General features: G+C 72.9%; 7 protein-coding genes. All 7 read left to right on the top strand.

The genetic code is table 11. The features are described 5' to 3' along the window. The first annotated feature begins 19 nt into the window (after positions 1-19). The 7 genes from ACOV8S_RS20775 (at position 20) to ACOV8S_RS20745 (ending at position 6,023) form a co-directional block, all read left to right on the top strand. Positions 20-1,123: a PfkB family carbohydrate kinase gene (locus tag ACOV8S_RS20775; protein WP_448319471.1), complete on the top strand. Its 1,104-nt coding sequence runs from the start codon at positions 20-22 to the stop codon at positions 1,121-1,123. A gap of 169 nt (positions 1,124-1,292) precedes the next feature. After that, positions 1,293-2,369, top strand: a complete 1,077-nt coding sequence (locus ACOV8S_RS20770; protein WP_448319297.1) for a PhoH family protein — start codon at positions 1,293-1,295, stop codon at positions 2,367-2,369. A gap of 12 nt (positions 2,370-2,381) precedes the next feature. Beyond that, the gene (gene ybeY / locus ACOV8S_RS20765) at positions 2,382-2,879 is read left to right on the top strand and encodes an rRNA maturation RNase YbeY (RefSeq protein ID WP_448319296.1); all 498 of its coding nucleotides are present in this window, start codon (positions 2,382-2,384) and stop codon (positions 2,877-2,879) included. Beyond that, complete coding sequence (locus ACOV8S_RS20760; RefSeq protein WP_448319295.1) at positions 2,876-4,186, top strand: hemolysin family protein; 1,311 nt, start codon at positions 2,876-2,878, stop codon at positions 4,184-4,186. The genes ybeY and ACOV8S_RS20760 overlap by 4 nt, the downstream gene beginning before the upstream one ends. After that, positions 4,183-4,551 carry an MmcQ/YjbR family DNA-binding protein gene (locus tag ACOV8S_RS20755; RefSeq protein WP_448319294.1) on the top strand — a complete coding sequence of 123 codons (369 nt, stop codon included), beginning with the start codon at positions 4,183-4,185 and terminating at the stop codon, positions 4,549-4,551. Before ACOV8S_RS20760 ends, ACOV8S_RS20755 begins: the two co-directional genes overlap by 4 nt. Before the next feature lie 43 nt (positions 4,552-4,594). Beyond that, a complete protein-coding gene (locus ACOV8S_RS20750) occupies positions 4,595-5,632 on the top strand; it encodes a S66 family peptidase (RefSeq protein ID WP_448319292.1) in 1,038 nt (345 codons plus the stop codon). Positions 5,633-5,669: 37 nt separating this feature from the next. Continuing rightward, entirely contained in the window at positions 5,670-6,023 is a 354-nt protein-coding gene (locus tag ACOV8S_RS20745; protein WP_448319291.1) for a cytidine deaminase, read from the top strand. Positions 6,024-6,053 lie beyond the last annotated feature (30 nt).

The following is a 6,053-nucleotide window of genomic DNA, read 5'->3' as shown; positions in this document are numbered from 1 at the left end:
CGCCGACGTCGCTGCCGCCCTGGACCGGTCCGGCCCGCAGGTCGACCCCCTGGCAGCCCTGCGCGCCCCGGACGAGCCGCCCTGCGACGTGTTCCTGACCGGGACCGTCTTCCTGGACATCATCTTCACCGGGCTGGACCAGGCCCCCGTCCGCGGCACCGAGTCCTGGGCCCGGGGCATGGGCTCCAGTCCCGGCGGGGTCGCGAACATGGCCACCGCGCTGGCCCGGCTGGGGCTGCGGACCTCGCTGGCCGCCTCCTTCGGTGACGACCACTACGGCGAGTACTGCTGGGACGCGCTGGAGCAGGGCGAGCACATCGACCTGTCCCCGTCCCGCACGGTGCCCGGCTGGCACTCGCCGGTGACCGTCTCCATGGCCTACGAGGGCGAGCGCACGATGGTCTCGCACGGCCACGAGCCGCCCGAGCGGGCGCAGCCGTCGCCGGACCTGCCGCCCCTGTCACGGGCCGCGGTCGCCTCGCTCGCGCCGGGCCGCCGCGAGCCGTGGGTGGCGCACGCGGCGCGGGCGGGCGCGCTGATCTTCGGCGACGTCGGCTGGGACGACACCGGCGCGTGGGACCTGGCCGCGCTGCCGGACCTGGCGCACTGCGAGGCGTTCCTGCCGAACGCGGCCGAGGCGATGCGCTACACCCGCACCGACTGCCCGCGTCGCGCCGCCCACGCGCTGACCGAGCACGTGCCCGTCGCGGTGGTGACGCTCGGCGCGGAGGGCGCGTACGCCGTCGACGGGCGGACCGGCGAGGCGGCGGAGGTGCCGGCCATCGCGGTCGAGGCGCTGGACCCCACCGGGGCGGGCGACGTGTTCGTGGCCGGGTTCGTCACGGGGACGCTGGCCGGCTGGCCGCTCGCCGACCGGCTGGCGTTCGCCGGGCTGACGGCGGCGCTGTCCGTGCAGGACTTCGGCGGGTCGCTGTCCGCGCCGGGCTGGGCGGAGGTCGCCGCCTGGTGGCGGACCGTGCAGTTGCTGGAGGGCCAGGACCCCGAGGGCCTGCGCCGCTACGCCTTCCTCGACGCCCTGATCCCCGCTCCCCTGCGCCGGGCCACCGCTCCCTGGCCCCGCCGCCGCGCCGTCCCCACCATCGGCTTCCGCCGCTCCGGCTGACCCGCCGCACACCGGGTGGCGCCCGTCCGAGGGCGGCCGGGTGTGAGGGCGCCGGGACGTGGCAAAAGGCTTGGGGGCTTGACCGTGGCCCGTCGTACCCTGGGACACGGAAGGCCCCGTGTGACGGGCGAACTCCAGCGAGGAGGATGTGCAGGCCTCGAGCCGGCCCATGACGCAGACACCCCAAGCTCCCGGTCCCGGTGAGGGACCCGCACGCGCCCAGATCACCATTCCCGCCAAGCACCCCATGGTGACGGTGCTCGGGTCCGGAGACTCCCTTCTGCGCGTGATCGAGACGGCCTTCCCCGGGGCCGACATCCATGTCCGGGGCAACGAGATCAGCGCGGTGGGCGACCCGGGGGACGTGGCCGTCGTCCAGCGCCTGTTCGCAGAGATGATGCTGGTGCTCCGCACCGGGCAACCGATGACGGAGGACGCCGTGGAACGATCGATCGCCATGCTGAAGGCGGGCACCGACGGCAGCGGGGAGGACGGCGGTCAGGAGACCCCGGCGCAGGTGCTCACGCAGAACATCCTGTCCTCGCGCGGCCGCACGATCCGGCCCAAGACGCTCAACCAGAAGCGCTACGTCGACGCCATCGACAAGCACACCGTCGTGTTCGGCATCGGTCCCGCCGGCACCGGCAAGACGTACCTGGCGATGGCGAAGGCGGTGCAGGCCCTCCAGGCCAAGCAGGTCAACAGAATCATCCTGACCCGCCCGGCGGTCGAGGCCGGCGAGCGGCTCGGCTTCCTGCCCGGAACGCTGTACGAGAAGATCGACCCGTACCTGCGCCCGCTGTACGACGCGCTGCACGACATGCTCGACCCCGACTCGATCCCCCGCCTGATGGCGGCCGGGACGATCGAGGTCGCGCCGCTGGCCTACATGCGCGGCCGGACGCTGAACGACGCCTTCATCATCCTCGACGAGGCCCAGAACACCTCGCCCGAACAGATGAAGATGTTCCTCACCCGGCTCGGCTTCGACTCCAAGATCGTGATCACCGGCGACGTGACCCAGGTCGACCTGCCGGACGGCACCAAGTCGGGTCTGCGGCAGGTCCAGCACATCCTGGAGGACGTCGAGGACGTCCACTTCTCCCGGCTGTCGTCGCAGGACGTCGTCCGGCACAAGCTCGTCGGACGTATCGTCGATGCCTACGAGAAGTACGACAGCACGCACGGCACCGAGAACGGCAGCCACCAGGGCGGCCGCGGCCGGACCGCGCACAAGGGGAAGTAGAACAGCCGCACCATGGCGATCGACGTCAACAACGAATCGGGCACCGAGGTCGACGAAGAGGCGATCCTGGACATCGCCCGCTACGCCCTCGCGCGGATGCGCATCCACCCCCTCGCCGAGCTGTCGGTGATCGTGGTGGACGCCGACGCCATGGAGCAGCTGCACCTCCAGTGGATGGACCTGCCGGGTCCGACGGACGTGATGTCCTTCCCGATGGACGAGCTGCGTCCGCCGTCCAAGGACGACGAGGAGCCCCCGCAGGGGCTGCTCGGCGACATCGTGCTCTGCCCGGAGGTCGCCGAGAAGCAGGGCAAGGAGGCGGAGACCGGGCACTCCATGGACGAGGAGCTGCAGCTGCTCGCCGTCCACGGCGTCCTCCACCTGCTGGGCTACGACCACGAGGAGCCCGACGAGAAGGCCGAGATGTTCGGCCTGCAGGCCGCCATCGTCGACGGCTGGCGTGCCGAGAAGGGCCTCACCGGCCCGTCCCCCGCCCCGACCGTCTCATGACCGTCCAGCTGATCGTGGGCGTCGTCGCCCTGCTGGTCCTCGCCTGGCTCGCCGCCTGCGCCGAGGCCGGTCTGGCGCGGGTGTCGAGCTTCCGCGCCGAGGAGGCCATACGCACCGGCCGTCGCGGCAGCGCCAAGCTGGCCCAGGTGGCGGCCGACCCCACCCGGTACCTCAACGTGGCGCTGCTGGTCCGCGTGGCCTGCGAGATGGCGGCGGCGGCCCTGGTCACCTACGCCTGCCTCGACTTCTTCGCGCAGACCTGGCAGGCGCTGCTGACCGCCATCGGCGTGATGGTGCTGGTGTCGTACGTGGCGGTCGGCGTCTCGCCGCGCACCATCGGCCGCCAGCATCCGCTGAACACCTCGACGGTCGCCGCGTACGTGCTGCTGCCGCTGGCCCGGATCATGGGCCCGGTGCCGTACCTGCTGATCCTCCTGGGCAACGCCCTGACCCCCGGCAAGGGTTTCCGCCGCGGTCCGTTCGCCTCCGAGGCCGAGCTGCGCGCCATGGTGGACCTGGCGGAGAAGGAGTCGCTGATCGAGGACGAGGAGCGCCGCATGGTGCACTCGGTCTTCGAGCTGGGCGACACCCTGGTGCGCGAGGTGATGGTGCCGCGCACCGACCTGGTGGTCATCGAGCGGTTCAAGACGATCCGTCAGGCGCTCACCCTGGCGCTGCGGTCCGGCTTCTCCCGCATCCCGGTCACCGGCGAGAGCGAGGACGACGTCGTCGGCGTCGTCTACCTGAAGGACCTGGTGCGGCGCACGCACATCAGCCGGGAGGCGGAGAGCGAGCTGGTCACCACGGCGATGCGCGCGGCCGCGTTCGTGCCGGACACCAAGAACGCCGGCGACCTGCTGCGGGAGATGCAGCGGGACCGCAACCACGTCGCGGTCGTCATCGACGAGTACGGCGGCACGGCCGGCATCGTCACCATCGAGGACATCCTCGAGGAGATCGTCGGCGAGATCACCGACGAGTACGACCGCGAGCTGCCCCCGGTGGAGGAGCTGGACGACGGCTGCCACCGGGTCACCGCGCGCCTGGACATCAGCGACCTCGGCGCGCTCTACGGTGTCGAGGAGTACGACGACGAGGACGTCGAGACGGTGGGCGGTCTGCTCGCCAAGGCGCTGGGCCGGGTCCCCATCGCCGGCGCCTCCTCGGAGGTCGAGCTCCCCGACGGGCGCCGCCTCAAGCTGACCGCGGAGTCCGCGGCCGGCCGCCGCAACAAGATCGTCACCGTGCTGGTGGAGCCGGTGGCGGTTCCCGAGCCGTCGCAGGACGGGGAACGGCAGGAGCGATGACCCCTCAGGAGCTGCGCGCGCTCTGCCTCTCGTTCAACGGGACCACCGAGGACTTCCCGTTCGGGCCGGAGACCTCCGTTTTCAAGGTGGGCGGCAAGCTCTTCGCCCTCTCGGCGCTCGACGCGCGGCCCCTCAAGGCCAACCTCAAGTGCGACCCGGACGACGCGGTCCGCCTGCGCGAGGAGCACGAGGGGCTGATCGTGCCGGGGTGGCACATGAACAAGCGTCACTGGAACACGGTGACCGTGGGCGGGGGAGCCGGGGCCCTGCCCGACGCGCTGGTGCGCGAGCTGGTCGAGGACTCCTACGACCTGGTGGTCGCCGGCCTCCCCCGCGCGGAGCGCCTGCGGCTGGACCGGCCGTAATCGCGTTGTCCCCGGCCGCTGGAGGGCGGCAGACTCACCGGGCATGACGATTCGTTTCCCCCGCCCCCTGCGCCCCGGCGACCGGATCGGGGTCACCGCCCCGTCCAGCGGCGTGCAGAAGCCGCTGCTGCCCCGGCTCGACCGCGCCGTCCAGGTCGTGCGTGACCACGGTTACGAGGTGGTGGTCGGTGAGTGCATCGGCACGCCCACCCACGTCAGCGCGCCGGTCGCCGAGCGGGCCGCCGAGCTGACCGCGATGCTCACCGACCCGGAGATCTGCGCCGTGGTGCCGCCGTGGGGCGGGGAGACGGCCATCGACCTGCTCCCCCACCTGGACTGGGACGCCATCCGCTCCGCCGAGCCGACCTGGGTGGTCGGCTACTCCGACACCACCGCCTGGATGACGCCGCTGACCCTGCTCACCGGCTGGGCGACGGTGCACGGCAACAACCTGATGGACACGCCGTACGAGACGCCCGAGGGGCTGCTGTCCTGGCTGGACGTGGTGGCCGCCCCGCAGGGCCCGGACCACCCGCTGACCCAGGTGCCGCCGGGCCGGCACCGGGTCGCGGAGGGCTTCGACGACTGGGAGGGCGACCCGGGCCTCAGCGACCTGGGCCTGAACACCGAGGGCCGCTGGAAGCGCCTGGACGGCGACGGCGACCTCACCGTCGAGGGCCGCCTGATCGGCGGCTGCACCGAGATCGTGGGCCCGCTCGCCGGCAGCCCCTACCTCGACCTGAACGCCTTCGCCCGCGAGCACGCCCCCGAGGGGCTGCTCGTCTACGTCGAGGCCTGCGAGGACAACGCCTACTCCATCGCCCGCCAGCTGCACGGCATGCGGCTGTCCGGCGCCTTCGACGCGGCCACCGCGGTCCTGGTCGGCCGGACCTCCGCCCCGGACACCCCGACCATGACCCAGCACGAGGCGGTGCTGGACGCGCTCGGCGGTCTCGGGGTGCCGATCCTGGCCGACCTCGAGTGCGGGCACGTGCGGCCGTGGCTGCCGCTGGTGAACGGGGCGCCGGCCCGGGTGTCGCACACCGCCGGGCGCGGCGAGGTCGTCCAGACGCTGGCCTGACGCCCGCGGCCCGGCCGGGGCTTCGTATGCTCGGACCATGACCGACAGCAGCGCGCTCGACCTCGACCCCGAGGACCGCAAGATCGTGACCCTGGCCCGCTCCGCGCGGGCCCGCAACGGCGTGCCGGAGGGCGCGGCCGTGCGGGACGAGACGGGACGGACGTACGTCGCCGGGACGGTGGCCCTGGAGTCGCTGCGGCTGAGCGCGCTGCGCACGGCGGTGGCGATGGCCGTGGCCTCCGGGGCGAAGTCGCTGGAGGCGGCGGCCGTGGTGACCGACGTCGACCTGCCCGCCGAGGACCTCGCCGCCGTCCTGGACCTCGGCGGCGCCGGCACCCCCGTGCTGGTCGCCGGTCCCGACGGCGTGGTCCGCGAGACCCGGACCGTCTGACCGCCCGGGCGGCAGCCGTTTCCTCCGCCC

This window comes from Streptomyces sp. CO7, assembly GCF_053474865.1.
This window is presented reverse-complemented; position numbering and strand designations above follow the sequence as displayed.

Coding starts and splice junctions, on each gene's coding strand:
- ACOV8S_RS20770 (WP_448319297.1), top strand. CDS start 1,293: ATGACGCAGACACCCCAAGCTCCCGGTCCCGGTGAGGGACCCGCACGC.
- ybeY (WP_448319296.1), top strand. CDS start 2,382: ATGGCGATCGACGTCAACAACGAATCGGGCACCGAGGTCGACGAAGAG.
- ACOV8S_RS20760 (WP_448319295.1), top strand. CDS start 2,876: ATGACCGTCCAGCTGATCGTGGGCGTCGTCGCCCTGCTGGTCCTCGCC.
- ACOV8S_RS20755 (WP_448319294.1), top strand. CDS start 4,183: ATGACCCCTCAGGAGCTGCGCGCGCTCTGCCTCTCGTTCAACGGGACC.
- ACOV8S_RS20750 (WP_448319292.1), top strand. CDS start 4,595: ATGACGATTCGTTTCCCCCGCCCCCTGCGCCCCGGCGACCGGATCGGG.
- ACOV8S_RS20745 (WP_448319291.1), top strand. CDS start 5,670: ATGACCGACAGCAGCGCGCTCGACCTCGACCCCGAGGACCGCAAGATC.